The following is a 25,049-nucleotide window of genomic DNA, read 5'->3' as shown; positions in this document are numbered from 1 at the left end:
GTAAGAAAACAGGCAATACTCCCGATGGACGTAAGGCAGGTCAACCCTTTGCCCCTGGTGCGAACCCTATGCACGGAAGAGATACCAAAGGTGCGATCGCAGCTTTAGAATCGGTAGCCAAACTACCCTACGAACACGCTCAAGACGGTATTTCCTATACTTTCTCCATCGTTCCCGAAGCCTTGGGTAAAGGGGAAGATAATAAAACCAATAACCTTGCAGGAATGCTCGATGGTTACTTCCACGATACAGGACACCATATTAATATCAACGTCCTCGATCGCGAAACTTTAATTGATGCGATGGATCATCCCGAATTGTATCCCCAATTAACCATTAGGGTATCGGGTTATGCAGTGAACTTTATCAAACTCACTCGCGAACAACAGTTGGATGTAATTAATCGTACCTTCCACGAAAGGGTATAGATTTATTCTTGGTCATTTGTTTTTAGTCATTAGTAGGGTGGGCGACGCGAAGCTAGTACTTTAGTGCAATGCCCACCTTACTTTATTTTTTTAGATAGTGCGATCGCAGCAAATAAAACGACTATAAATCCTGTTGGTATAAATTACTTGAAATTAATAAGACCAAAGATAAATTATTCTCCTAGTCTTCCAAACTTAGTAATGTGAAAAATAAATCGAAAGTACACAATGACTATCAGTCTTTAGATTATTGGAAAGTCGATCGACAATCAAAGACATTTAATGTTAGTGTCATATAATTTGTCAAGACGACATTAATTTGACAACGGCGACATTTAATTTGGCAATCGACAAAAGAAAGGAGAGGCTTTGAGCCTCTCCTTTCTTTTGTTATGGGCCGAGCTGGATTTGAACCAGCGTACGCATAGCGAACGGATTTACAGTCCGTCTCCTTTAACCACTCGGACATCGACCCTTACGATCGCGATTATGAATTATAACATATAATCGAGGCGAATCACAAAAAAAAATGAAAGGTATTTATTTCACTTTGTTTATTTTGCTTATCGCCTAACAACTATACCATATAGGCGGATTTTAATGCCCAAGTAATTAGAGCAATAATGCCACCAAAAACTAGAATTGCGGATACAGCAACCAAAATAGGCTTGTCTGCACCATCAAATTTCATAATTCCACGATTTAAGTCAGACACAATCGCCCACTCTCCTTTGAAAAATAAATTGACAGTTGAATTAGGTTTCTCTAGTTCAATGGTATCAAAACAATTTGGATTCAGGAGTAATTTTATGATTATATTTATGGTTTCTGGCAAGTATTCAAAGTCTTGAAATTATGATGAAAATTGTGTCGATGGTCTTGGCAGGCTTAGTTGGATTAGGGGCGATCGCCGAAATTTTATTGCGCGTCACTCAAGGTTTGGCAGATCCCCCTTTATATGTAAGCGATCGCGAAATTGGCTATTTACTCGCTCCCAATCAAGAAATTCGCCGTCATGGCAATCTTCTGATAACCAATCAATATTCAATGCGCGATCGCGAAATAACCGCCGAAAAAGCACCAGATATGCAACGAATTTTTTTACTAGGAGATTCTGTAGTTAATGGTTCTTGGTATACAGATCAAAGTCAAATTCTTTCAGCTTTGTTAAGGAGAAAATTAGCAGCAACTCAACCAAATAAATATGAAGTATTTAATGCTTCGACTAACTCTTGGGGACCTCAAAACGAGTTGGCTTATCTCAAACGTTATGGCTTATTTGATGCGGATACTCTTATTTTGGTAATTAATACCGAAGATCTGTTTGCTACCAAGCCTAATTCCTTAGCCGTAGGCAAAACTTTTACCTATCGCGATCGCAAACCAGCTTTGGCGTTAATTGAATTTTATCAACTCTATTTGGCGACTCCTCCTACTGTCCCCGAATTAGAACAATTACGACTGCTAAAGACAGAGAATTTAGCAGCAAATTTGGCAGCTATCAGAGAAATAAAAGCGATCGCCACTCAAAATAATACTGAATTTATTTTGGTTCTTACTCCCCTTTTAAGGGAATTTCAAGCAGGTTCTACACCAGAAGAAACCGCAGCTAGAATGCGCTTACAAGAACTAATCGCAGTAGAAAAAATAAATTATTTAGATTTTCTGGAAATCTGGTCTGATTTTCCTCAACCAGAATTTTTATATCGCGATGCTATTCACCCCAGTCCTCAAGGGAACAACAAAATTATCGAACAATTTGCCGAAAAGATAGAAGGTTGAACATTTAAGATCGCCTGCCGTTTGTTGATTCCTTAGACTAAATTAGAAGCTACTATCACAAATTGTCTCAATTGGGAGAAATATAGAATGACTACTATCCCTATAGTTACTCAGCCTCTGGAAAATATTACTGTCGATCTAGATGCTGACAACAGCACCATAAATCTATTCCAACATTTTGACGATCCTTTGACTACAGGTAGAGTTGCTCGTTTTGAACTGAGAGATAGTTCTTTGGGTGGGGGAGTAACTAATGTCTTGTTATTCGACCAAGAAGGGGCTGGCGCGCCTGGGACAGTTAATAATTTTGTCAATTATGTTGAAGATGAAGACTACGTTAATTCCATTATTCATCGTTCCATTCCTGGTTTTATTGTTCAAGGAGGAGGCTTTACAGTCAACAATTTAGAAGTAGGAGATGTTCCTGCTGACGATCCTGTAGTTAATGAATTTAGCGAAGATAGATCGAACCTGCGAGGTACGCTCGCTATGGCAAAATTAGGTAACGATCCTAATAGTGCTACGAATCAGTGGTTTTTTAATTTAGTAGATAATTCCGAAAATTTAGATAATCAAAATGGTGGTTTTACCGTATTTGGCGAAGTCTTGAGCGAAGCAGATTTAGCTTCAATAGATGCGATCGCAGCTTTACCGACTATCAATGCTAGCAATGTCGATCCTGCTTTTACCAATTTGCCCGTCATTGCCGAAGATCCTAATAATATAGTCATTGACAGCGATGAAGATTTGGTTCGCTATAGCAACATCACCCTATCTCAACAAGAAGAACTAGCATTTTCCGTTACTAATAATTCCAATCCCGATTTGGTTAATGCTTCTATTAATCAAGGAGAGCTTATTTTAGATTATGCAGCAGATTTGACTGGTACGGCACAAATTACCATCCAAGCCACCGATTTATTGGGGGATTCTGTCGAAGATACCTTTTCTATTAGGGTACAAGATGGGGACGTTATCAATTCTCCCGATGAAGATAATTTAACTATCTTTCGCTTTCTCAACAACGATACTGGAGTTCATCTTTACACTTCATCTACGGTAGAAAGAGATAGTATTTTTGATAATTTACCGAACTATGATTTTGAAGGGGAGTCTTATCTTAGCGTTGACTCTCTAACGGGAAATCCAGAACCTAGCAGGGTTTATCGCCTTCTCAATAGGGATACAGGGACTCATTTGTATACTATTTCTGAATTCGAGCGACAATCTGTTCAAGAAGAATTAGACAATTTTACTTTGGAAACAGAGTCTTTCTTTGCCTATGAAGAAGAACAACCAGGGACAATTCCTGTTTATCGTTTTTATAATAGCGATACGGGCGCTCATTTTTATACCCCATCCGAAGTGGAAAGACAGTCTGTAGAAGATAATTTACCTAATTATGCGTCTGAAGGAATTGCTTATTATGCTTTTCCTATAGAATCTTAGTCACAGATATCCCTTAGTGTGGGCATCGCCCACGCTACCTTAAGATTATTTTTATCTGTTGCCAACATTAATTGATTTCGTATGAATACCAACCAACCTTAACCAATAAACTGAAGTAAAACTTCTCCCATCTCTTTACAACCCACCGCTTTCATTCCAGGAGACATAATATCGCCCGTGCGATAGTCATTGTCTAAAACTTGGTTAACTACATTTTCAATTTCAGTTGCAGCATCGGGTTCATTTAAGCCATAGCGCAACATCATAGCAGCACTAAGCACCTGTGCTAGTGGATTGGCTTTATCTTGTCCTGCAATATCAGGGGCAGATCCGTGTACTGGTTCAAAGACTCCTGGTTTGCCAGCCTCTCCCAAACTAGCAGAGGGCAACATTCCAATGCTACCCGTTAACATCGCAGCAGCATCAGAGAGAATATCGCCAAACAAATTACCCGTGACGATAGTATCGAATTGTTTGGGGGCGCGAACTAATTGCATAGCTGCATTATCTACATATAAATGGCTTAACTCCACGTCGCTATAGTCTTTTGCCATGGCAGTAATGCGATCGCGCCACAGTTGAGATACGTCTAAGACGTTGGCTTTATCTACCGAGCATAATTTACCGCCACGTTTTTGTGCTGTTTCAAATCCCACTTTGGCAATGCGATCAATCTCGCTAGTGCTATACGCCATTGTGTTGACTCCTCTTTGCTCTCCTGTTTCGGTACTAAATACTCCCTTAGGCTGTCCGAAATAAATTCCACCAGTTAATTCTCGCACGACCATAATGTCTACTCCTTCAACAATTTCTCGTTTGAGAGAAGAAGCATCGATCAATTGGGGTAGGATGGTTGCAGGTCGAAGATTGGCAAATAAACCCAATCCCGCACGCATTCCCAACAAACCAGTTTCGGGACGTTGATGGCGGGGTAGATTATCCCATTTGTACCCTCCGATGGCTGCTAGCAAAACTGCATCACTATTTTTACAAGCTGTTAAAGTTGCCTCTGGTAAAGGCTCGCCTGTTTGGTCGATCGCAGCACCACCGATTAAAGCTTCAGTAAAAGTAAATTCTAGGTCGTATTTAGATGCGATCGCTTTTAATACCTCTACAGTAACAGACATGATTTCTGAGCCAATGCCATCCCCAGGAAGTAAGGTAATGCGGTGCTGTTTACTCATGCTAGCTATTGTATTTATCTTGATTGAAGCAATTTGCAATAGCTATTAATTTACCATTTACCAGTAACTTTTATAAAAGTATTGTGTTTATCTTATTTTTACAAGACAAGGCAGTAAGATGACATCATCCTGCAGTTGGTCATGGTAGTACAATTGTTCTAAATAAATTTAAAAATAATTATAAATCATAAATTCAATAAAATTTTATATGAGAAAAAGCGATCGTCAAACGGGAATAGCGTATACCACCTATATTTTAATTGCTCTCAATTTACTGGTATACGCTCTAGAAATTAAGTTTGGTGGCAGCCAAAATTCGATTGCTTTAGAACGGTTGGGGGCTTTAGTGCCTGAAAAAGTTTTGGCTGGTGAATGGTGGCGATTAATTGGAGCGAATTTTTTACACTATGGTTCGTTTCATTTAGCGACTAATATGCTGTCGCTATTTTTTATTGGTCGTTTGATTGAATTAAGCTTGGGAGCAAAATATTATTTAACTATTTATTTGCTCAGTGGGATTGGTTCGATGCTGACTTTTTCTTTATTAGCGTTTGAATTAGGACTGAATAATGTTTTTTTAGTTGGTGCTTCGGCAGCAATCATGGGTTTGATTGGTGCTGTATTGGCAATTTCATTACAAATTTGGTTGAGGCAAAGAAATTCTATTCCTGCTAAACGCCGACTACAGCAAGTAATTGCGATTATAATTATTCAATTTATTTTTGATAATATTGTTCCTCAAGTTAGTTTTCACAGCCATCTTTTTGGTTTTATCATCGGATTTTCTATTAGCAATATTTTAGTTTTTATTAAATTTAAAATGAAAGATTCTAATACGGTTACACGTAAATAGGAACTAATAATTTGGTCGATTATGATTTTTTATAATTATTATTTACTCATATTTTTTGTGAATCCAAACTTGCCCTTTTGTAGTAATTATTTGGCTTTGTTTAAACCATTGTAATTCTTCTCTAACAATATTCATTTCTATATTAAGTTTTCGGGCAATTTCTGTTGCGGGTAGCCCTTCAACATGATCTTTGATCAAACTCACAATTGAATTGACTTGATTGATAAAGTTTCTGATAGCAGATATTCTAATTGAAGTTGTTTCTGATTCATTAGTGAAAGCTGCTATTTCTACAATAGTCCAACCACTACGATAATATTGTAGTATGTTTGCGCCATGCTTAATAATATTTTCGCGATCTTGTTTGGCTAACAAAGCTGCTTTTTTCGCTCTATTACTTTCTACATGATTATTCATGGTGGAATTACTAATACAATCAACTAGTAATAAACTTCGCAAACTACTCTGTTATAACCCTACATTTTAAATTTGAGTAGTTACAGCCGTTTTCAGTTGAATAGCTCTCTGGGAAAATTTACTAGTTCGTAGTTTTTAGTTTTTAGTTTTTAGTTCTTAGTTCTTAGTTTTTAAAATTTAATTATGTGGTCTACCCATGTGAAAAGCGCAGTAATTAATCACTAGAACTATTGCAGAAGAACACCTCAATCTCAAAAAAGCTTTTTCTGAAGCGATCGGATCGACGAAAAAATTCGGTATGAAACAAGCTTTAGCCAAGCTACATCTCCCCCTAAAAGGAACGCATCATCGATTCCCCGATGATGCGAAAAACATAGCTAGTATCGTTCAAAAATTAATACCTTCAGGAATTAATTGGAATTGATTAGTTAACTGGCGACTTTTTCAGGTTCGGGTTGAGATGCTATGTAGTTAGCTAATTGACTGTTGATTTGTTCCCGAACAATAAAACGATATTCGGTAAAGTGTTCCAAGTAGGCGCAAAGTGTGAGATAAATTTCCAACTGACGGGGTTTTTTAATTAATACTTGAATTAAATTACTCCAAAACAAAAGACGAGTTTGGGCGATAATTCCTTGTTTCCATAATAGTAAACTAAGGGCGCGAATAGTTTTCCAACTAGGTCTGCGAGAGACGACATTTTTGGCATCTCCTAGCTTCATATAATAGCGAAAAATACGTTCTAAATATGCCGAAGGCTCGTATAGTTGCCAAAAAGCGTTAACATATTCCGTGGCAATTTCTTTAATGTCTCTGGTAGGAACAAAATTCATTAAAGTTGTTTGATTGATATTAGCTCCAGAGTTGAGCAATCTGCCTTCTTGTTCTAATCTATTCCATAAGGCAGTATGGGGTAAGGCTTGCAGCATACTGAACATTGCCATTGGTATCCCTGTTTGCTCCACAAAATTGACAATGCAATCTCCCGCATGAGGTTTTTCTCCATCGAAACCAATAATAAACCCAGCCATTACTTGCATTCCCATCTTGGTAATCTTATCGATAGATTCAGTCAGAGGATCGCGGGTATTTTGGAATTTGTTGGTTAAAGCCAAACTGTCGGTATCAGGAGTTTCAATACCCAAGAATACTTTTTTAAAGTTGCATTCTACCATTAGCTGCATCAACTCTTCATCTTGAGCCAAATCCACTGATGCTTCTGTAGTCAAGCCGAAAGGATATTCTTTTTCCGCCATCCATACTTTTAATTCTTTAAGTAATAATTTAACGTTACGTTTATTACCAATAAAATTATCATCAACCATAAATACCGCGCCACGCCAGCCCAAATCGTAAATACGCTCTAATTCGGCTATCAGTTGTTGGGGAGTCTTAGTGCGAGGTTTACGTCCATAGAGGACAATAATATCGCAGAATTCGCACTGGAAAGGACAACCGCGAGAAAACTGTACCGACATATTGTCATAGGCATTTAAGTCCAATAAATCATAACGAGGAATCGGCGTTTCCGTTACCGCAGGTTTTTCACTGGCTCTAAATACTCCAGAGCGATCGCCTTTTTCTAAGGCTTCAACTAGCATCGGTAGGGTAATTTCCCCCTCGTCAAGTACTAAGAAATCGACTTTCGCATCAATTACTTCTTGAGGGGATGTTGTCGCATAAGGTCCTCCTACCGCTACCAATTTATTTCTTCGTTTTGCAGCTTTAATTTGAGCGATCGTATCTTGTTTTTGGACGATCATCCCAGAAACAATAACTAATTCTGCCCATTCCCAGTCTGACTCTTCGATTTCGCTTACATTGCGATCTACAAGACGAAATTCCCATGCTTGAGGCAAGATCGCTGCTACTGTAATTAAACCCAAAGGAGGCAGCAAAGCTTTGCAGTCTACCAGGTCTAGAGTCTTTTCAAAAGACCAAAAACTTTTCGGAAATAGGGGATATATTAATAAAACCCTCACAATATCATTCCTCACATTGAGATTTTTAGTAATCTAAGCTTATCTTGTCTGAGAAAAAATTTGTCATTAAGGGTTTATGTAATTCTGAAATTTATCTAAAAAAATCCCTCAATCGATAAAAATATAAAAATATAATTAAGCTTTTTCTGAGATACTGAACAATAAATCAGAATTTCTTAACCAAAAAGTCGGCTCGATCCCCAAAAAAATCTATTTACTTTTTACTACTTACCTATATTTTTATTTTTACGAAGATAGTGTAAAAAACTCGTCAGGGATCGGTATTTTCCCTGTTGTTTTTTGGTCGGTATATTTACATAATTAGAGTTATACTAGAACTTCCCAATCGATAACTCAAGCAAAATTCATATTCACCATTAGTAAATTTACATAATCAATTAAAGTTAGATCGAGGGAATCAAAACAAAATACAAAGCGATCGCAGATTCAGCATAATTGGTTTACCATGCACTAGGGATCGGGTATTTACCCAGGCAAAGACAGATAAAAACTATCTTAAATGGTATTTTTTAAAACTGCTTTTATAAATCTCTGAGTATGAGTATGCGAAAAATAGCTAATCAAAAAAACTTTCTAAATATTCCACCTTTACTCTTACACAATCCAATTTAACTATGCTATCTACTTTTAAAAACCATACTCAAAAACCTGTTATCTGTTGTTATGTAAATACATCCAATCATGTAGAAATAGCTCGCATTACCAACATCTCTCATTGGTATTTTGAAAGAGTTGTTTTTCCAGGACAACGTTTGATTTTTGAAGCCCCAGCTACAGCTAAACTCGAAATTCATACTGGTACGGCTATCAGTTCTATTTTGACGGAAACTATTGACTGTCAAGACTTGCAGCTAATTTCTTCTTTTTCTGCTTATTCGGTCAAATAATTTTGAGTTAATTTTATGTTTAAAGCGATCGCTTTTATGATGAGGGCGATCGCTTTATAGTTAAATTTTATTTTTCAATTAATTTTTAATCTTAAAATTTTCAGGAATTGGAATTTAGGATGTCTAGATATCCTGTATTGATTATTAATAATGTAAAGACCAGGATAGATTTTATCAAAGCTTGGATGCTTTTCTTTTGCTTCCCAGCTTTTACATAATTCCAAAATTCTTTGCTTTAATAAAGATCGATCTGAAAAGTATTCCACATAAACATCTTCTGGTCTAACTACACCATTATCTAGAAAATCGCTTTTTCCTGGTTCTATTAAGCTATTTTGTATAAGATTATTGCAGCAGAGAATTTCTAATCTACAATAAAAATTTTCCCACCTCACCTTATCTTCCAACTCTCTGGCGTAGCTGCTATAGGTTATAGGTTAAAACTGTTACGACGACATTTATCTGTCATCCATTAAACCCATCAAAGGACCTAATACCGCTCCAAAAACAAAACCGCCAGCGTGCGCCCAATATGCTACTCCTCCCGCTTCGGGCATACCAAGGGAGGCAACGCTACTAATAGCTTGCTGTACGAACCAAAAACCGAGAAAATAAACCGCAGGAATCCGAACTGTCGTCCAAATAATAAACAGGGGCAAAAGAGTGACAATTTTCGCCCTAGGATATCTAATAATATAAGCTCCCATCACTCCCGCGATCGCGCCACTTGCTCCTACAGTTGGTACTCCCGACTGCATACCAAAAAACCAGTGAGTTAATCCTGCTAAAACTCCGCATAATAAATAAAAAAATAGGAATTTGACGTGACCCAAATCGTGTTCGATATTATCGCCAAAAGTCCAGAGAAATAACATATTTCCGCCGATGTGCATTAAGCCACCGTGCAAAAATTGAGAAGTAATTAAAGTAAGAATTTCTGGTACTGGTTGATTGGTAGAAATTCCACCAAAGCTCGCACTTAACTGTCTGGGAATGACGGCGTAAAGCTGGAAAAAACCAGCCATTCCTGTCCCCAAAGTAAGTTGATGGAAAAAAACCACTACGTTAATGGCGATTAGAGCATAAACTACAATCGGAGTAGTGGGGGAAGGATTTTCGTCATTAATTGGAATCATTAATCTAATTGATGCCTAGCATTGCTTCTAAAGTTAGATATAGCATAGCGAAACCACCAACTAACAAGCCAACTACAGCAATTGCCGTAACGGGATTTTTCAAGAAGGGTTTGAGTTGCTCGAAGAAAAACCAAAATATCCCAGCGATTAAACTAATCATATAGCGGGGATAGCGGGAAACATTTTGAAAGAAGTCTTGCATTACTTTATGAATTTATAGTGAGATATTTTAACTTTCATTTATTTATTTATTATTCATTATCCAATTGCCAACATTCAACATTTTGTAAATGAACTTACTATTTAGATCGACTCGCCGACGTTTGGCTTTATGGTATACCTCCGTAACAGCGGTGTTATTGTTATTATTTGCGATGGTCGTCTATTTTTATGTCCGCACCACTTTGATCGATCGCATTGACGACACTCTCAAGCACGTTGTAGAAGTAGTCGATCGCTCTTTGGTGATTCAACCCCTAGCGGAGACCAAAGGTACATATGGGGTCAATGTGGATGCTAGTTTTAATAAAAATGTAGATGCTTTAGAAGACGATCGCATTGACTTAGAATGGTTTAATCCCGAAAAAGAATTACTCTGGTCTACTTTTGAACAACCAATTGACTATCCCTTAAATTTTCATCGCAAAGGGGAAACAGTATATTTAAGCAGCGATCGCATTTTTCGCCAGATCGTGCAGAAAGTAGAGTTAGAACATCGAGTGTTGGGTTATTTACGAGTCAGTCATCCTTGGTTTGAGGTTACCAAACCCATTGAGCAACTAACTAGAGATTTAATTATTGGTATCAGTTTAACCATCGTTTCTGTCGGGGGGATTGGTTGGCTGCTGTCGGGCATTGCCATCAAGCCAGTACAAATATCTTATTCTAGTTTGAAACAATTTACTGCTGATGCTTCCCACGAATTACGCAACCCTATTGCTACCATTCAAACTAACGTGCAGATGGCACTAGCCTATCCCGAAGCCGAACCAGAATTACAAAAAAGACAGCTAGAAATTATCGAACGATTGACCCAAAAACTGGGGCGTTTGGTTAATGATTTATTATTTTTGGCTCGTTCTGATAGCGGTATGGTACAGCAAGAATGGCAACCCGTACCTCTAGATGCTTTACTGATCGAAGTAATTGAAGAACAGCGCGTCGCAGCGACTCAAAAGGGTTTATTTCTTTCTTTACATATAGTCGAACCAAAATTAGAAGAGGATTGGCATGAAGAGGAAATTTTTACCATTTTAGGAGATTGGAATCAACTATCCCGCTTATTTACTAACTTAATCGCCAATGGGATCGAACATACAGAAAAAAAAGCAGACAAAGAAGAAGCCTCTATAGAAATAGAACTGGCGATCGCTAAATCCAGCCCTAAAACCATTAGAAGGCGAGACAACAATCGTCAGTACGAATTACAAGTCAAGGTCAAAGATACTGGTAAGGGTATCCCCGAATCTGCTCTACCACACATCTTCGATCGCTTTTATCGCGGAGATCCTGCTCGCACTTCTCAAAGAGAAATCAACAGCCCAACTGGTACTGGTTTGGGATTGGCTATAGTTAAAGCGATCGTCGAAAACCATCAAGGACAAATTTTTGCGAGCAGCATTTTAGGGGAAGGTACTACTTTTACAACTATTTTTCCTCATAGTTAGTGGTTAGCAATAAAGTTAGGCACTTACCTTGGCTTTTGACCAAATACCGTTTTCATCTTCATCGTACTTATCCTTAATCGTTTCCCATGCCTGTTGTTCGGCTTTGGTTAGATCGTCAGTTTCATCTAACACTGTGTTGTAACATACAATAAAATCTTGCTGTGCTGCTTCAGACAGATGAGAGCGAATTTCAGGGGATAAATCTTCTACTCCATTGCACTTACCAGGACAAGGACGGGGTAAAGTATAGTCATTAATATGGATTTCTTCGCCACCAGCACTTTCAATTAACAGTTGATACTCACCAGATTTATCTGCTGGTACTTCTGCCATTAATAGAAATTCTCCTGCTTTAATACGAGTTTCATAGACTGCTGCTTTCTCTTTAGGCATTCCCAAAGTTCCCAAAGCCGAAGCCAGACCAGCACCCGCACTACCAGCGATCGCTCCTGTAGCTGCTCCCAATAAGACTGAAGTGATTGGTCCTGCTGCTACTACAGAACCGATAAAGGGAATAAATAGCACTCCGATACCAGTAAACAGGCTGAGAAGAGAGCCAAACAAAGAGCCAAAAACTGCCCCCGTACGCAAGCCACCAAGAATAACGTCTTTTTTGGAAATAAAACCTGCAATGCGAGTTTGAGACTGAAAGTTTTGACCCATTACAGAAAGACGATCTTGAGGTACACCGCGATCGATTAAACGACGGACAACATTATCGACTTGCTGTTCTTCTTTTAAAACTGCTGAGATGGTGCGTTCTGCTTTATATGTTTCTGTTGTCATACTTATTTAATTTTAATTTTGCTTGCTATTTCAAATTGCTTGTTTAACCAAGAGAGAGGAAAGAAGAGATATTCCTCTCCTCATTTTTTATTTAAGCGTTTACTGCTGGCTTAGTTTCTGTACCAGAGCGATCGCCATTTCCTTGTAAATTCTCTCCTTCAATAAAGGAACGTAGCATCCAAGCCATTTCTTCGTGCTGTTCCATCATTCCTGTTAAAAAGTCTGCCGTACCTTCGTCGTGATATTCTGCACCACATTTATCGATATCTTCTCTAAGGTTGCGAATTACCTGTTCGTGGTCTTGTACCAAACGAGCTACCATTTCATTAGCAGAGGGAAGATCGTTAGGATGCTCCTTGATAGTGCTGTATTGAATGAATCCTGCTGCTGTTCCTAAAGGATAGCCACCCAAAGCGCGGACTCTTTCGGCTGTCGCATCAATATTCATGGTTAAAGCATTGTATTGCTCTTCCCATAGAGTGTGTAGGGTACGGAATTGAGGTCCGACTACATCCCAGTGATACTTTTTAGTTTTGATCAGGAGTAAATATAAATCGGCAAGGTCGCGGTTGAGTAACTCAATGACACTATGACGTTGTTCTTCGGTTAATCCGATATTTAGCTTAGACATGAAATTTTTATTTGTGTGACTTCAATGTCCATTAGAGCAATTATCAAGGGTAGGGCACATCTGCAATAGGAGAGAATTTGTTACCAATCAGTCTTACTTGAGATGTATTTATTTAGTTTTATCCGAAATATTCTGGTTCTTGGTTGGGTTTCCATTTGATATTGCAACCAATACTGGGTTTTTGCTCGAAATCTATAGGTTTACCCGATAATGTCAAATCGATCGCTTGACGCAAATCTTGACCTGTAACTGGTATCTCGTTGCTGGGACGGCTATCATCTAATTGACCGCGATAAACTAGTTGATTATGGCGATCGAAGAGGAAAAAATCGGGAGTGCAAGCAGCAGTATAAGCTTTGGCTACTTCTTGAGTTTCGTCATAGCAATAGGGAAAATTAAATCCTAGCTCTATTGCCATTTCCCTTAGCTTTTCGGGGGCATCATTAGGATAATTCTCTACATCGTTAGAGCTAATGGCTACTATTCCTAAAGATTTTTCTTGGTAATCTTTGCCAATTTGTGCCAACTGGTTTTGTATGTGCTTCACAAAAGGGCAATGCTGACAAATAAACATGACCAATAAAGCTTGGCTTTCGCTGAAGGTAGCAAGAGAAATAGTCTTGCCAGAAACCACATCGGGTAATTGCAAATCTGGCGCAGTAGTGCCTAAAGGCAACATTGTTGATGCTGTACGTACCATTATTTTTTTTAATACTCAATATTTAACATTTAACTATTTTTTACCATTCTTTGTTCTAAATAGCTCCAGCTAAATAAACGAGATATTTACAATCCTATGGATGAATCGTACCATCGGGCATGATAGTGCCTTTCCAATTAACTCCACTCAGCACGCTATTTTTTAAATTTACACCCCTTAAATTAGCTCCCCGCAAATAAATATCGACTAAACTGGCATTTTCTAAATTAGTTTTTTCTAAATTAGTTTTAAATAGCAAAGCAAAACGAAAACTAGCATTCTGCATATTTGCTCCCTGCAAATTAACTCCAGCCAAATTAGCCGAACCAAAATCGATTTTGTTATCTGGATGATAATTGCTCAAACTCAATTGAGATATAGTAGAAAAACTAGTATTAGCGCGATCGGTATCTTTTAATACTGCTCCCGACAATACAGCACTCCGTAAGTTAGCCGAACGTAAATTAGCTCCTTGTAAAGTGGCACCTTCTAAATTGGCTTGACGCAAGCTACTACCGCTAAGATCGGCTCGGTTAAAATTGGCATTAGTTAAATCTGCACTGGTTAGGTTAGCTTCGCTTAAGTCAGCACGACTAAAATCTGCTCCTCTCAAATCAACTCCTGTCAGATCCGCTCCTGCAAGATTGGCTCGGCTTAAGTTTGCACCTGCTAAGTTAGCACGAGTTAAATTAGTATTAGTCAAATCCGCATCGGTAAGGTTGGCATCGCGAAAGAAAGATTGGCTGAGATTGGCATTCCTCAGATCGACGCGAATCAAACAAGCCTTTTCTAAATTAGCCCAACTCAGATCGGCTTCGGCTAGATCGGCACTATTAAGATTAGCTCCTGCCAAATTTGTTTTAATTAATTTAGCATTACTCAGATTAGCTCTAGCTAAATTAGCTCCTGTTAAATTTGTCCCGCTGAGATTTGCCCAATCTAATTCCGAACGGCTCAAATCGATGTTTTCTAAGTGAGCTTGGATAATTTGTATTTGGCTGAAATCGGCACGACTAAAATCTCGATTGCCTTGTTTGTAAAGTAATAATAACTCTTCGCCATTCATCTAACTTAATTACTATCTCAACAGTTTGCGACAGAAGTATAAATTTATAGTTCCCGATCGCCACCTTAAAATAACTTTTTTGTGAATATTACGCACTAAATAAAATAGTAGGTGGCAAAAAAATTATTAGAGTTTTTCGATTTCTTGGGTTAGTAGTTGCCATTCTGTAAGTACTTCAGCAGGAATTTTTAAGGCTAATTCACGATTTTCTTCTAAAGGAATAGATAGCTTGAGATTTTTGGCTAGAGATAGTTTGGGGATAATGGGAGTTAAATTGTATTGTCCGACATTAGGAGCGGGGGAAGATCGAGCATAACTATCGACTGCTGTTAATATTTCGCCCCGATTGGTGAGAATTTCTAAAGATTGGGGATGAATAAAAGCATTGATACCAGGAAAGGCGACTAAACGTAGATAATAAGTCGTCGTCGTAGTTTGACGACGATCGGGAAATAAAATTACTTGCCATGTGTTGCCATCGCGATCTTTTAAAGAATCTTGAGCATGATAGCGCAAGACATTTTCTGTTTCGTGATGTTGTCTCAAAAGTGCCGTTGCGGGCAAACAGTTGAGAGAAAAACTAAAAATTAAAATTAAACATAAACTGGATAATAAAGTAATCGGTCTCTTCGACATTGCCTTATTTTCAATTAATCAACTTTATATATCAATAACAAAAAAGAGGGTACTTAACAGTAAACCCTCATCGAGCAGATAATTGAAAATTTCCCCTAGAGATTTTTACAGATGATGTGGCGATGACTGTCAATAGTTATAGAGCCTTTATTTTGCAAATCTCCTAAAATTCTGGTAATTGTAACTCTAGTAGTGCAAATCGCTTCGGCTAATTGTTGATGAGTAAAACGAGCTTGTAATCTCGAACCTTCCGCTACAGGTTGCCCCATTTCTTGTTGCAGCATTAAGAGCAACTGTCGCAAACGCTCGTCTACTCTTTTAATAGCGATAATTGAAAGTAACTGTTCCGATTTTATCAGGCGATCGCTAAACTGCGCTAAAAACTGTCTTGCTAGTTGAGGATTTCGAGCTACATCTTGTAATGAGTATTTCCTGGCATAAACATCTAGCATAGGAACAGCACGATATGATTCTGTCGGGTTTTCCATCAAACTCCCAAAAGTACCATTTGCTGTTACCCAACCAATAATTGTTTCGCTGCCGTCTTGTTTTACTTTGCTTAACTGTACTACGCCACGATAAACTTGCCAAATAACAGAATCTAAAACAATAATTTCATCTCCTTTTTCAAACTGCTGTAACGGAATCTCCCTTTCTTTCCTTTTCAGGTTGAGGCTGGAGTTTGATTTTTGACTCAAAAACATAATTGGATGAGTTGTTAAGCGAAGTAGGGGTATCGTCTATTACGATAGATGAACAAAGTAAACAAAACGTGACGAAATGGTTAAGCTTTGGATATATTGGGAGATTTTTGATATTTACGTTTAATTTTTAGCAAAAATTGCATCCAGGCGATCGCGGGATGGTGAAAAAAAGTAAAAATATCTCCGTATGCCAAGCGAGCATCTTGATGATGTTGCCAATGTCTTTCGGGAGTCACAATAAATAACCAACGACAAATAAGGGCGATCGCCTTGGGAGTTTGCCAATCAAGAATCGAAACGTGTCGCCAAATTACGTGGAGTTCGCCTAAAATTAGAGCTACAATAGTTCCAACAGGGGATATTTTCCAGCCCAAAGGTAGAAAGATAAAATAAGGTAAAGCCCCCAAAAATCCATCTAAAAGTACCAAAGGATTTCTACTTAGTACGGCATAATGAATAAAACTACGATTTTTACCATGATGGACAATGGCATGAAATTTACCAAAAACGTGTTCTGGAACGTGATAAAAAAAGGTAGAGAGGAAATCTCCAATTAATAGTAATACTGTTGCTACAAGAATTATTTTTATTAAAAACACTGACTAGCTCCATAGATACAGATGCTAGCTTATGATTTATAAGTTAAGACTGTTTTAATTATTTTTAAAATTGTGATTGTTCCCAGTTTAAATAACTGTTTGTCAAAGAAATGTTCAATTACAGTAAATGTTTAATCAAATGTTTAATCAAGTGAAACTACTTAGTTATATATTTTGACTGTTATAAAACTACAAGAGGGGATCGCCATTCTTATCAAGACGATCCCCTCATATCGAAAACTAATATTAATTGTTAAAGTCTAACTGCCCTAACTGAAATTACTCCCACTCAATTGTTCCAGGGGGTTTAGAAGTAACATCATAAACGACGCGGTTTACTCCCTTAACTTCATTAACAATGCGATTAGAAATAGTTTCCAACAGATCGTAAGGAACTCTCGCCCAGTCGGCAGTCATGCCATCTTCGCTAGTAATAAAGCGCAAGACAATGGGATGAGCATAGGTGCGTTTGTCGCCCATCACCCCAACACTGCGAATGGGTAATAACACTGCAAAGGCTTGCCAGTAGTCGTGATACATTCCCTGTTTGCTAATTTCATCGCGGACAATAAAGTCGGCATCTCGCAAAATATTCAGTCTTTCAGCAGTAACTTCCCCAACGATTCTAATTGCCAAACCAGGACCAGGGAAAGGATGGCGACGAACGATTTCTTCGGGCAAACCGATCGCGCGGGCAACGTTGCGAACTTCGTCTTTAAATAGTTTTCTGAGAGGTTCGACTAATTTAAAACGCAAATCCTTGGGCAAACCGCCGACATTGTGATGGCTCTTGATTTTAACTGCGACTCTTTCCCCTGTTTTGGGATCGACATTGCTATCGGCAGATTCGATGACATCTGGGTATAAAGTTCCCTGTGCCAAATAGTCAAAAGGTCCTAGTTTCTTGGATTCTTCTTCAAATACTTGAATAAACTCGTGTCCGATGCGACGACGTTTTAGTTCGGGATCGGTTACATCTTTGACTTGGGCTAAAAAGCGATCACGAGCCATGACATATTCCACAGGAATGTGAAACTGTTTGTCAAATATTTCTACCAATCTTTCGGGTTCGCCTTTACGCATGAATCCCTGATCGATAAACATACAAGTTAAGTTATCTCCGATCGCTCTATGAAGCAGAAAAGCGAGAGTTGAGGAATCCACTCCACCAGAAAGGGCTAACAAAACTCGTTTATTTCCTACCTTAGCTCTAATTTCTTGAATGGATTCTTCGACAAAAGCTTCTGTCGTCCAAGTCGGTTCGCATTCGCATATATGATAAACAAAATTACGAATTAGTGCCGTTCCCCCTTCGGAATGAACTACTTCGGGATGGAATTGAACCCCAAATAATTTTTTTTCGTGGTTGGAGATAGCAGCACAGGGAGTATTTTTAGTGTATGCCAGAACTGAAAAGCCTTCTGGCAAGTTGGTACAGGAGTCGCCATGACTCATCCACATTGTAGAACCATCTTCTACATTAGTTAGGAGATCTGTGGGATCTTCAATGAATAATTGAGCCTTGCCATATTCTCCCAGTTTGACTTTCTCAACAGTTCCTCCCAGTTGTTTGACCATCAATTGCATTCCATAACACACCCCCAATACAGGAATACCGAGATTCCAAATTTCAGGATCGCACTTAGGTGCATGGTCGTCATATACGGAATTCGGTCCGCCAGAAAGAATAATTCCTTTGGGATTAATTTCTTTTAGTTTGGCAGCGGAAGTTCTATAGGATAAAACTTCTGAATAGACTTGGGTTTCGCGAATTCTGCGAGCAATTAATTCGGAATATTGAGAACCGAAATCAATGATGATAATGGTTTGACGATTAATATTTTTATTATCGATTAGAGACTTAGAAGATAAAGTCTCATTGGTGGGAGAGATTGATTCTGTCTGAATAGTCACTAGATTCTAGAAAGTCTGTTTGGGTAATTTACGTAACAAAGTGTGAAGAAACTCGATCTTTTATACTAACTTTGTAGCTGGTGGGTTAATATGCGTATGAGCTAAATCCTCTTTTAGAGGAGTGAATAACAGATATTCTTATTAGACTAACATAGTTTAGTTAGCAAAAGAAGGGCGTTTTCGCTTTGATGGATAATTTTTCTTTGGCGATCGAACATTACACAGCCGACAAACACTTTTTTTTCAGTATATTTCAATACATAAGCTTCGGACTTGCGCTCGATCGCTTTTGTTAGTTCCCGATAAACTATATTTGACCAATCCCGATCGTTTTCTAGGTCGATGGTTCTCAATCGTTCCAATGCCGACTCTACGGTAGGAGAAGCAAAAATTTGTTCGAGTTCGGATTGTGGTAAACCTAGTTTGGCACAGTAAGCGGTGAGTATTTCCAATCTGCCATCGGCTAAATGGTTGTGGGTGTGGAAAATCCCTCCTGCTAGTTTGATTAGTTTGCCATGATAGCCAAACAGCAAGATGGATTTGATTTCTGACAGTGCAGCAGTGACTAACATCGATCCCAACCAATTGGCTGTTTTAATTATCTTTTGAGGATCGATTCCAGATTGTTGAGCTAGATCGATGCCATTTTCTCCAATACAAAACACTAATTCGTTAAATAGTTCTGCTTTTTCTTGAATACGATCTTGAAATGCTGCTAATGTATCGGGGGCAGTTAAGGGTTGGACGATTCCTGTCGTACCCAGTAAAGATAATCCTTCAACCACACCAAAAGCTTCGTTGGAAGTACGTTTTGCCAGTCTTTTCCCTTCGGGCAAAATAATTTTAACGATTATCTTTTCGTTTTGTTTTAATAAAGGGGTTAAATTTTTGACGATTAATTCCCTCGCGTAACTATAAATTGCGACTCGATCTCCATTGCTTTTTTGTTTGCCAATACCTTCTCCCCCCTCTAAAACGATCGCATCAGCGGTAGGATCGGGATTGAAACAGACTTTAGCCCAGACAGGGGTATGACGAGTCAGATCTAAATGATCTCCTGGATTGCTTTTGGTAATGGCGAGCGCCGTATTTTCATCTATTAGTGCTACCTGTTCTAAATCTATATCGACAACCTGTTTGGGTTTAATCAAATCTACCGCTACAGTTTCTTGTCTGGGCTGTTGGTGTAAGTGATGTAATGCAGCGATCGCGCTAGCACAGGCAAATACAGGTAAGGTATATCCTTGAGGCATATACTGATTGCTTTAATTGATTTATAAGTTTTCTAATTCAAATTTAACTACCTGATTGCGTCCTAATTCTTTAGCTTTGTATAAACCTTTGTCTGCTGCTGCTACCAAAGCATAATAACCCAAACTATTTTTGGGAATCGAACTAGTCACTCCTAAAGAAAGAGTTACGTAAATATCGGTTGGAGAGTTGATGTGAGGGATTTTTAAAGATTGAACTTGTAGGCGTATTTGTTGAGCTAAATATTTTGCGCCCCCAATGTTGGTGTTGGGTAGAATAACGGCAAATTCTTCTCCGCCATAACGAGCTACTAAATCGGCAGGACGTTTGATAGCCTTGCTAATAGCTTGAGCTACTTGTTGGAGACAGCGATCGCCTGCTTGATGACCGTAGGTATCATTATATAATTTAAAATGATCTATATCGCAAAGAATCAAGGATAAAGGATTCTTTTCTCTAGCTAGCCTTTTCCATTCTGCTGCTAAATAGCGATCAAACTGGCGACGGTTGGCAATTTTTGTCAGACTATCGACTACAGCCAATGCTTTCAGTTCTCGATACAATTCTGACTGTACGATTGCTACTCCCAATTGCAGGGCAACCCGTTCTAAAAATTTTATTTCATCTATTTGCCACGAACGAGAAGTTTGTTTTTGTTCTACCAAAATTAAGCCCCACAGTTTTTTGTTTGCCAAAATAGGGATCAGCAAAAAGGAAAATTGTTGGTGAGGTAAATCTGAATCATCTAAATGGATTATCTCTGAGAGAGAGATATTGCTAGAAGTAATAATATGTCCTTGAGCTAAACGTTGGAAGTTGTCAGCTAGCTGTTTGTGGGGTAGTTGTTTATTGGCAGCTATATTGCAGCGCAAGACTAAATTATTGTTTTTTGATGAAAATAGTAAAGATAGCTTGTCATTAATAATTTTGGCGATCGATATTTTCTCGGCTAACAAATATTGATTGACTTTTTCTGTAGCTGTTTGCAAAATTAGATCGAGATTTAAAGAGCTATGGATATTTTGAGTAATATCTGCCAGGATGCGATCTATCTGTGCTTGTCTAATTATCTGATATTCGACTTTTTTTCGTTGAGTAATATCTAGGCAAGAACAAAGTAATCCTGTAAATTCTCCTTTTTCATTATGTTGGTGTGTTGCAGTGTTGAGAATATTACGGTAGCTATTGTCAAAGCGTTGCAAACGATATTCTATTTGAAATCCCTGACATTTTTTGAGAGCAGAATTATAAGTAGAAACACATTTTTCTAAGTCTTCTGGATGGATGCGATCACGCCAATTTTCTTCTAGTCCTTCTTCTAAAGTTAATCCCGTAAAATTCAGCCAAGATTGATTGAGAAAGGTATATTTTTCTCCCTCGTCGATCGCCCAAATTAAAGCAGAAGTGGAATCAACTACGGTTTTGAATAATTCCCGAGCAGATTGTAATTCAGACTTTAGTCGAAGATTATTTTTTTCTAGGCGATCGCATTCTTGTTTTTTTTTCTTTTGTAACAAAATATTAGAAATAGATCGTTCTAATAAAACAGGCGCTAATTCTGAATTCAGAATATAGTCAATATAACCAATAAGATTTAGGTTTATTTTTTCTTGTTGCTGTTTTAACAGTTCTATTTCTGGTAAATTTTCAATAAAAATAATAATAGGTATCTGAGGCTTAAGACTATAAAGCTGGGATAAAACATTTAGTTTTATCAGATTAGCAAAGCTTAGTTTAAGTACAACAAGATCTGCTGAATATTCTTGACAATATTTCCAAAAAGGCTCGATACAATATTCCTGAAAAGAAATAAATTCAATCTCACTTTTTATTTGGTGAAAGAGGGAAGTCAAATCACCTCGATCGTGACAATCTTCTAGTATTAAAACTGTAGTTGTATCAACAATACTCGTATTAACAATAGTTTTCACAATAGAGGTATAAATTATAAGAAAATAACGAACATTATAGTAACTTATTTTACCAATTGATTATTAGTTTAAATTTATCATTTAGCAATAATTTTAACTACCTCTAAAGCAGTAGCAGGAGCTAATAAAACTCCATTACGATAGTGGGCGGTAGCGAGCAAAACATTATCATAATTAGCTAGAGGTTGAATGACTGGAGCGGCTATACCTTCAGGGCGCGGACGTTTTCCAGACCAAGTTTTAATGATTTTAGATTTTCTTAATAAAGGACAAAAAGAAACCGCAACTGACATCAATTGTTTTAACAATTCTTCATCGGCAATACTTTCTCCTGTCTCTGAGGGAAATTCTACTGTCGCCCCCAACCAATAGCGTCCCGATCCTAAAGGTACAATATGCAAATCGTTGGCTGTAATGACGGGTTGAAAATCCTCACGACCAAAAGGATCGTCTAGTTGGAACTCGATCGCTTGTCCCAATACTGGGCGGATGGGAATTGTTTGTTGTAAGGATTGAGTTAAAGGAGTCGAACCCAAACCTGCCGAGATAATTAGTTTTTCCGCTTCAATTTTGCCTTTATCTGTAACTAGTTGTTGGCAAGTTATTAATTCATTTCTTTTCTGAGTAATAAAATCTGAAACTGTCACTCCAAACTCAAACTTCACTCCATTCATCCTAGCTCCAGCCACCAAAGCTTCGGTTAACTTAACAGGATGGATTTGTCTGTCTTGGGGAGAATATACCGCACCAATAAGATCCTCATGAGCGATTTGGGGACATCGCTGGCTGACATAATCCCTGTCGCCTATTTCTAAATTCCAACCCCTATCTCGCCGAAATTCTGTTAATTTATGCCACTTCTCTAAATTTTCTCCTACAAATAAAAGTTTAAAAATACCTTGCTGGTTGACGGGGATCGATATGCCAGTCTTTTCCCTAAGTTCGGGAATCAAACTTGCGTAGCGTTGCAAACTAGTTTCGCGAAATCGCCAAGAGCGACCTTTTTTCTTATGACTAATGATACCCATCAAAACCCCTAATGCTGCCCCCGTCGAACCAGAAGCAGGACTATGGCGATCGACAACAGTAATATCTAAACCCTCAACGAGACTCAATTCATAGGCGATCGCCGCACCGACTACCCCACAACCAACAATAACAATCTTGCTCATTTATTCTTTTACCTAAACATTAAACATCTGGATAGTGCGATCGCCACCAATCGTACCAATCAAACCAAACTGTTTCGAGAGATTGATAATTTTCTGCTAGGGATTTTTTCTTGTCTAGAGGTCTAGACAAGTTTGCCCAAAGACAGCGTCGATCCCGCAGTTCGTTCTTGCCTAATAACCAAGAGAATATTCTCGCCAGACGAGTATCCCTAATCATCAGGTTGCGATAGAATTCATCGCTGGTAACAGTGCTAACTCCACGAGGATTAATACAAGCATTGAGATAGACTTTATTTTCATCGGCATACAAACTATAAAATCCGTTTTCCTTGTCTTGTCTCAAGCTAGATGAAAAATCTCCCGTTTGATTTTTAATAAAACCTTTTAAGTCTCCATTAGTATTAATCAAATAGCGCATTTCAATCTGAAGATACTGTTCGTTTTGACGATAGCGATAGTGTTTCCCCGCTACAAAATCGCCAGAAATATAGGCAGGAGGTTTGACTAACCTGGGATTAACTGGCTTCGTAAAAGATAATTCCCAGTTAGATAGGGCAATAGATTCGGGAAAACTATAATCTTCAACCGCAGTAATTTTGCCTTGAGGATTGATGACAGCCCTACCCAGACTTAAAATAGTAGCGACTGCGACGACTGCCAAACAAGTACTTCTATAATAATTTTTCATCACCTCAATTTGCCAGAGAGAAATTTGAATAACTAGTAACTATCAAAATTGCCAGTTTTCTTGAGGAATAGTCAGCCAAGAAACAACTCCCAGTAAAACTACGGCGATCGCCGAAAAAATCAAAGATCCAGTTCCTGTATGCCAATAATCAAATCCTGCGGTATTGGAAGTTGCTACTAAAATAGCCATCAAAGCTACTCTAATACCATTAATTACAAAGCCTAATAAAATTGCTGCTGCGGGCAAACAGATTTTGACTCGCCAATTAGTAGTAATTAAAGTCAATAAAATCCAAATTAATCCTAGTAGCTGTAAAATCGTTCTCAATCCCGAACAGCCATTGTATACCTCTACCGAACCAGTAGGCATGATTATCCAAATACCCTGACGAGTTACCTCAAAGCCTAAAATCCACAAAATAAAGCTAGAAAATTTGGCGGTTAATTGAGAAAGATCGAATATATAAACAAATTCCCAAGGAATTGCTAAGAATGATAGTAAAAAAAATTCTCGGTAATATTGCTTCAATCCCTTAACTCCCGACGCCAAAAGTCCCCAACCTAACAAACAAAGTAAAGGAGATATGCGTAAAAAGAAATCGTTAGGAAACAAATGGAGATATCTGTAAAAAATAAACGACAAAATTGATATTCCTAGAAAAGTAGCAAGACGATCGCTTTCTAGGTGCAACTGTTCTCTTTTTTCCCACAATAAAAATACCAGCACCATCCAAAACAAAGAATTGTCACCAAAAGAACCAGATCTGCCAAAATTTTCGTTGAGGCTTAAATGTAGTGGGATTAGACCCAAACCAATAGTAGTTAACCAATATTTAGTATATTTATCAATTGCTAATTCGTTTGACATTTAAGTAGGCAGTTAGGACAGATAGGGGAGTAGAAAGATAGAGACTAGGGTGGGTTTTATATTTAATTTTGCCGATCTACTTATTTCGTCGATTTTGTATTCCAATTGTAATTAATTTTAAATTGCGATCGCAACTAGCCAATAAAAACCGATTGACGGGTGAGCGAAATTTACCGTGGCAAAAATTAATTTTCGTGTTGTTGAAGTAACAAGTAAAAAGTAACGAGTAACGACAATGGACGCTGCTACTCGTTACTCGTTACTCATTACTTAAAGCGTCGAACTCCCACACCTTTTT

Annotated in this window: 26 protein-coding genes and 1 tRNA gene; 7 read left to right on the top strand and 20 right to left on the bottom strand. The window is 38.1% G+C overall.

Going from position 1 to position 25,049, the window contains the following annotated elements:
• The coding region (locus AC33VI_RS08210) for a glycine radical domain-containing protein (RefSeq protein ID WP_491781780.1) at positions 1 to 428 on the top strand (428 nt) is incomplete at its 5' end.
• 393 nt (positions 429 to 821) lie between these two features.
• On the opposite strand, the gene AC33VI_RS08205 is transcribed toward AC33VI_RS08210, so the two are convergent.
• Together AC33VI_RS08205 and AC33VI_RS08200 are read right to left on the bottom strand one after the other, a co-directional pair.
• Positions 822 to 903: transfer RNA gene (locus tag AC33VI_RS08205), tRNA-Tyr, on the bottom strand.
• Between the two features lie 102 nt (positions 904 to 1,005).
• Complete coding sequence (locus AC33VI_RS08200; RefSeq protein ID WP_491781779.1) at positions 1,006 to 1,143, bottom strand: hypothetical protein; 138 nt, start codon at positions 1,141 to 1,143, stop codon at positions 1,006 to 1,008.
• Positions 1,144 to 1,283: 140 nt separating this feature from the next.
• On the opposite strand from AC33VI_RS08200, the gene AC33VI_RS08195 reads away from it, so the two are divergent.
• Positions 1,284 to 2,210: an SGNH/GDSL hydrolase family protein gene (locus tag AC33VI_RS08195; protein WP_491781778.1), complete on the top strand. Its 927-nt coding sequence runs from the start codon at positions 1,284 to 1,286 to the stop codon at positions 2,208 to 2,210.
• 87 nt (positions 2,211 to 2,297) lie between these two features.
• Complete coding sequence (locus tag AC33VI_RS08190) at positions 2,298 to 3,659, top strand: peptidylprolyl isomerase (protein ID WP_491781777.1); 1,362 nt, start codon at positions 2,298 to 2,300, stop codon at positions 3,657 to 3,659.
• A 98-nt stretch (positions 3,660 to 3,757) separates the two neighbouring features.
• Here the strand turns inward: AC33VI_RS08190 and leuB are convergent, their stop codons facing one another.
• Positions 3,758 to 4,843 (bottom strand): 3-isopropylmalate dehydrogenase, encoded by a 1,086-nt coding sequence (leuB, locus tag AC33VI_RS08185; protein WP_491781776.1) that lies wholly within the window; start codon positions 4,841 to 4,843, stop codon positions 3,758 to 3,760.
• A 208-nt stretch (positions 4,844 to 5,051) separates the two neighbouring features.
• On the opposite strand from leuB, the gene AC33VI_RS08180 reads away from it, so the two are divergent.
• Positions 5,052 to 5,696, top strand: a complete 645-nt coding sequence (locus AC33VI_RS08180) for a rhomboid family intramembrane serine protease (protein ID WP_491781775.1) — start codon at positions 5,052 to 5,054, stop codon at positions 5,694 to 5,696.
• Positions 5,697 to 5,738: 42 nt separating this feature from the next.
• Here the strand turns inward: AC33VI_RS08180 and AC33VI_RS08175 are convergent, their stop codons facing one another.
• Positions 5,739 to 6,113, bottom strand: a complete 375-nt coding sequence (locus AC33VI_RS08175; RefSeq protein ID WP_491781774.1) for a hypothetical protein — start codon at positions 6,111 to 6,113, stop codon at positions 5,739 to 5,741.
• 298 nt (positions 6,114 to 6,411) lie between these two features.
• Here AC33VI_RS08175 and AC33VI_RS08170 point away from each other — a divergent pair, with 298 nt between their 5' ends.
• Complete coding sequence (locus AC33VI_RS08170; RefSeq protein WP_491781773.1) at positions 6,412 to 6,537, top strand: hypothetical protein; 126 nt, start codon at positions 6,412 to 6,414, stop codon at positions 6,535 to 6,537.
• A 4-nt stretch (positions 6,538 to 6,541) separates the two neighbouring features.
• On the opposite strand, the gene AC33VI_RS08165 is transcribed toward AC33VI_RS08170, so the two are convergent.
• Positions 6,542 to 8,095 (bottom strand): B12-binding domain-containing radical SAM protein, encoded by a 1,554-nt coding sequence (locus AC33VI_RS08165; RefSeq protein WP_491781772.1) that lies wholly within the window; start codon positions 8,093 to 8,095, stop codon positions 6,542 to 6,544.
• Positions 8,096 to 8,730: 635 nt separating this feature from the next.
• Between AC33VI_RS08165 and AC33VI_RS08160 the strand changes: the two genes are divergently transcribed.
• Positions 8,731 to 9,003 carry a DUF1830 domain-containing protein gene (locus AC33VI_RS08160; RefSeq protein ID WP_491781771.1) on the top strand — a complete coding sequence of 91 codons (273 nt, stop codon included), beginning with the start codon at positions 8,731 to 8,733 and terminating at the stop codon, positions 9,001 to 9,003.
• 458 nt (positions 9,004 to 9,461) lie between these two features.
• Here AC33VI_RS08160 and AC33VI_RS08155 read toward each other — a convergent pair whose 3' ends face one another.
• Positions 9,462 to 10,139, bottom strand: coding sequence for a rhomboid family intramembrane serine protease (locus tag AC33VI_RS08155; protein ID WP_491781770.1), 678 nt, complete (start codon positions 10,137 to 10,139; stop codon positions 9,462 to 9,464).
• Positions 10,140 to 10,143: 4 nt separating this feature from the next.
• The gene (locus AC33VI_RS08150) at positions 10,144 to 10,341 is read right to left on the bottom strand and encodes a DUF751 family protein (RefSeq protein ID WP_491781769.1); all 198 of its coding nucleotides are present in this window, start codon (positions 10,339 to 10,341) and stop codon (positions 10,144 to 10,146) included.
• An 88-nt stretch (positions 10,342 to 10,429) separates the two neighbouring features.
• On the opposite strand from AC33VI_RS08150, the gene AC33VI_RS08145 reads away from it, so the two are divergent.
• Positions 10,430 to 11,806 carry a sensor histidine kinase gene (locus AC33VI_RS08145; protein WP_491781768.1) on the top strand — a complete coding sequence of 459 codons (1,377 nt, stop codon included), beginning with the start codon at positions 10,430 to 10,432 and terminating at the stop codon, positions 11,804 to 11,806.
• Positions 11,807 to 11,821: 15 nt separating this feature from the next.
• On the opposite strand, the gene AC33VI_RS08140 is transcribed toward AC33VI_RS08145, so the two are convergent.
• From AC33VI_RS08140 to crtA, 13 genes are all read right to left on the bottom strand, one after another.
• A complete protein-coding gene (locus AC33VI_RS08140) occupies positions 11,822 to 12,592 on the bottom strand; it encodes a ChaB family protein (protein WP_491781767.1) in 771 nt (256 codons plus the stop codon).
• A 91-nt stretch (positions 12,593 to 12,683) separates the two neighbouring features.
• Entirely contained in the window at positions 12,684 to 13,223 is a 540-nt protein-coding gene (locus tag AC33VI_RS08135) for a Dps family protein (protein WP_491781766.1), read from the bottom strand.
• A gap of 118 nt (positions 13,224 to 13,341) precedes the next feature.
• Positions 13,342 to 13,923 (bottom strand): thioredoxin family protein, encoded by a 582-nt coding sequence (locus AC33VI_RS08130; protein WP_491781765.1) that lies wholly within the window; start codon positions 13,921 to 13,923, stop codon positions 13,342 to 13,344.
• Between the two features lie 94 nt (positions 13,924 to 14,017).
• The gene (locus AC33VI_RS08125) at positions 14,018 to 14,989 is read right to left on the bottom strand and encodes a pentapeptide repeat-containing protein (RefSeq protein WP_491781764.1); all 972 of its coding nucleotides are present in this window, start codon (positions 14,987 to 14,989) and stop codon (positions 14,018 to 14,020) included.
• Positions 14,990 to 15,115: 126 nt separating this feature from the next.
• Positions 15,116 to 15,625: a DUF3122 domain-containing protein gene (locus AC33VI_RS08120; protein ID WP_491781763.1), complete on the bottom strand. Its 510-nt coding sequence runs from the start codon at positions 15,623 to 15,625 to the stop codon at positions 15,116 to 15,118.
• Between the two features lie 95 nt (positions 15,626 to 15,720).
• Positions 15,721 to 16,329, bottom strand: a complete 609-nt coding sequence (locus AC33VI_RS08115) for a Crp/Fnr family transcriptional regulator (RefSeq protein WP_491781762.1) — start codon at positions 16,327 to 16,329, stop codon at positions 15,721 to 15,723.
• A gap of 80 nt (positions 16,330 to 16,409) precedes the next feature.
• Positions 16,410 to 16,928 carry a sterol desaturase gene (locus tag AC33VI_RS08110; RefSeq protein WP_491781761.1) on the bottom strand — a complete coding sequence of 173 codons (519 nt, stop codon included), beginning with the start codon at positions 16,926 to 16,928 and terminating at the stop codon, positions 16,410 to 16,412.
• A 279-nt stretch (positions 16,929 to 17,207) separates the two neighbouring features.
• Positions 17,208 to 18,842, bottom strand: a complete 1,635-nt coding sequence (gene guaA / locus AC33VI_RS08105; RefSeq protein ID WP_491781760.1) for a glutamine-hydrolyzing GMP synthase — start codon at positions 18,840 to 18,842, stop codon at positions 17,208 to 17,210.
• Positions 18,843 to 18,988: 146 nt separating this feature from the next.
• Positions 18,989 to 20,095: a cobalt-precorrin-5B (C(1))-methyltransferase CbiD gene (gene cbiD, locus AC33VI_RS08100; protein ID WP_491781759.1), complete on the bottom strand. Its 1,107-nt coding sequence runs from the start codon at positions 20,093 to 20,095 to the stop codon at positions 18,989 to 18,991.
• A 21-nt stretch (positions 20,096 to 20,116) separates the two neighbouring features.
• Positions 20,117 to 22,024 (bottom strand): sensor domain-containing diguanylate cyclase, encoded by a 1,908-nt coding sequence (locus tag AC33VI_RS08095; RefSeq protein WP_491781758.1) that lies wholly within the window; start codon positions 22,022 to 22,024, stop codon positions 20,117 to 20,119.
• Positions 22,025 to 22,101: 77 nt separating this feature from the next.
• Positions 22,102 to 23,196, bottom strand: a complete 1,095-nt coding sequence (locus tag AC33VI_RS08090) for an NAD(P)/FAD-dependent oxidoreductase (RefSeq protein ID WP_491781757.1) — start codon at positions 23,194 to 23,196, stop codon at positions 22,102 to 22,104.
• A gap of 19 nt (positions 23,197 to 23,215) precedes the next feature.
• Positions 23,216 to 23,884, bottom strand: coding sequence for a cyanoexosortase A system-associated protein (locus AC33VI_RS08085; protein ID WP_491781756.1), 669 nt, complete (start codon positions 23,882 to 23,884; stop codon positions 23,216 to 23,218).
• Positions 23,885 to 23,926: 42 nt separating this feature from the next.
• On the bottom strand, positions 23,927 to 24,751 hold the full coding sequence (crtA, locus tag AC33VI_RS08080) for a cyanoexosortase A (RefSeq protein WP_491781755.1): 825 nt from the start codon (positions 24,749 to 24,751) through the stop codon (positions 23,927 to 23,929).
• Between the last annotated feature and the right edge of the window lie 298 nt (positions 24,752 to 25,049).

Source organism: Waterburya sp. (assembly GCF_058530065.1).
Note: the sequence above shows the minus strand (reverse complement) of the source record. Positions and strands in the feature narration are given on the sequence as shown.